Source organism: Nostoc sp. CALU 1950, from assembly GCF_051172895.1.
Taxonomy (GTDB): domain Bacteria; phylum Cyanobacteriota; class Cyanobacteriia; order Cyanobacteriales; family Nostocaceae; genus Nostoc; species Nostoc edaphicum_A.
In genome coordinates, this window is record NZ_JBDNJQ010000341.1 from 1 (window position 1) to 2,389 (window position 2,389).

Annotated in this window: 2 protein-coding genes; one reads left to right on the top strand and one right to left on the bottom strand. The window is 40.2% G+C overall.

Translation table 11 applies throughout. The features are described 5' to 3' along the window. The first annotated feature begins 4 nt into the window (after positions 1-4). On the top strand, positions 5-958 hold the full coding sequence (locus ABF638_RS37725; protein WP_435027843.1) for an RNA-guided endonuclease InsQ/TnpB family protein: 954 nt from the start codon (positions 5-7) through the stop codon (positions 956-958). A gap of 206 nt (positions 959-1,164) precedes the next feature. On the opposite strand, the gene ABF638_RS37730 is transcribed toward ABF638_RS37725, so the two are convergent. Continuing rightward, complete coding sequence (locus tag ABF638_RS37730) at positions 1,165-2,364, bottom strand: alpha-L-fucosidase (RefSeq protein WP_435027844.1); 1,200 nt, start codon at positions 2,362-2,364, stop codon at positions 1,165-1,167. Positions 2,365-2,389: the final 25 nt, after the last annotated feature.

Below are 2,389 nucleotides of genomic sequence, written 5' to 3' on the forward strand. Positions count from 1 at the left end.
GAGGCTGCCAACGGCAGCCTCTCTCACCCCCCCTAACAATGATTATCATTTTTATTATCTGTATATTTTATTTTCTGGAAGTCCCCAATTGTTTTTCAAACACAACAAAAAGGGAGTTAGACCACCAGGATTTAAGAAGGTCAGGAAATACAAATCATTCACTTTAAAGCAAGCTGGTTATAAGTTCCTGGGTGGTAATCGAGTTAAAATAGGGAATCGGACTTATCAATTTTGGAAGTCTAGGGAAATTGAGGGAACAGTCAAGACACTAACTATTAAACGGACACCTTTGGGTGAATTGTTCATGGTAGTTGTGGTTGATGATGCGATTGATCTTCTTGTCGAGTCTACGACTGGTAAAATAGCGGGATTTGACTTCGGATTAAAAACATTTCTCACTTGTTCAGATGGAACTCAAATTGAATCACCCCAATTCCTTAAGCAATCGTTAAAAATAGTAGCCAATGCAAGTCGTCACCATTCCAGAAAAATAAAGGGTTCGTCCAACCGAGAACGGGCAAGAAAGAACTTAGTACGCAAATACGAAGACATTTCTAATCAAAGACGCGATTGGTTTTGGAAGTTAGCTCACGAGCTAACAGATAAGTTTGATGTCCTGTGTTTTGAAACCTTAAACCTCAAAGGGATGCAACGCCTTTGGGGTCGCAAAATATCAGACTTAGCTTTTGGTGAATTTCTCCAAATACTAGAATGGATTGCCAAAAAGAAAAATAAGCTTGTTGTATTTATTGATAGATGGTATCCCAGCAGCAAAACTTGTTCTCATTGTGGACACGTTCTAGAAAGTTTAGATTTGTCAGTTAGAGAGTGGCGTTGTCCAACGTGTCAATCAGTAAATGGACGCGATGAAAACGCCGCCAAGAACATTCAAGCAGTCGGGGCATCGACTGTTGGCTTAGGTGATGTTAGACAGTCTCAGACTGCAATTGCTGTTTGAAGCTAGAATCCTCCGAATTTAGCGGAGCGCATTCGGGGGAGTATGTCAAAGCAACAGTTGGAATTGAGCTTAATTTTGAAATGGCGCAGTCCATTTAATAAGGAGAACTGGGAGCGCTATATACACCCGTTTGGGTAGGGCTGCATGATCAGAGATGAGCTATACCCCCGCTCAAGAAGCTAAATTTACATTAATTAATTAATTAATCAAGAATCAATCTCAATACAAATCACTGTAACGTATGGATTAATTACTGATTCTGGTACATCAATTGTTAATTCTCCTAACGGATTAGAATTGAGGATAGAATCCATAATTGCACAGCGACTTGTGTAAGTTAGTTCTGTACCGTCAGCAAGAAGAAACACCGATTTTACTCGTTTGATTGGTATACCCCTAACTGATATTGTTTCGTAGGGTTTCATTAATAGGTGTAGATAAATGCGATCGCCCTTACGAGTTGAGGGGCCATAAAATTGCCACGGTTCTAATCCTGGGGTTGTATCCAGTATACTTTCACAGTGACTCTCCATCCAATCTGCTATATCTTTGAGACGCTCTAACTGCTCAGGAGGGATTTGTCCATTACCCATTGGACTAACATTGAGCAAAAGATTGCCTCCAATGCCAGCTACTTCGCAAAGGGTATGAATTAGCTGACGAGATGACTTGAAGCAATGATCGTCTGAATTATATCCCCAACTTTCATTAATAGTCAGACAAGTTTCCCAAGGATGATCGGGTGGATGAGGCGGAATAAACTGTTCAGGAGTTTCAAAGTCTCCACAATTTGGAAGACGATCGTTGATGAGAATATTCGGTTGTAAATCACGAATCATTTTCGCTAAATTTTGAGCCTGCCATTGCTCTGGAGTGCGTTCCCAACTTCCGTCAAACCAAATGATGTCAATTTGACCATAGTTGGTCAATAATTCTCGGATTTGATTGAACATAAATTGGATATATCGCTCCCACTGTTGCGCTGTAGGTTGAGGTAGCTGATCAAAGCGATAAGGTTTATCTGCTTCTCTCCAAGCCGGATAGTCAGGATGATGCCAGTCACTAAGTGAAAAATAAAGACCAATACGCAATCCTACAGAGCGCATCGCTTCGACATATTCACGTACAATATCTTTTTTGTAAGGTGCAGATGCGATTGAAAAGTCTGATTCTTGGGTATGGAATAAGGCAAAACCATTATGATGCTTGGTTGTTAATATCGCATATTTCATTCCGAGACTTTTTGCTAAATCTGCCCATTCTTGAGGATTGTATTGCTGTGGATTGAAAGTATTAGCTGTGTAGTGATATTTATCAACTGGAATATCTTTGCAAAAAGGTAGGCTGAATACACCCCCAACTAACGGCCAAGATAACGGGAGCATCCACTTTTGGAAGATATACAAAATAAGGGAGAATGTAAAAGGAGAT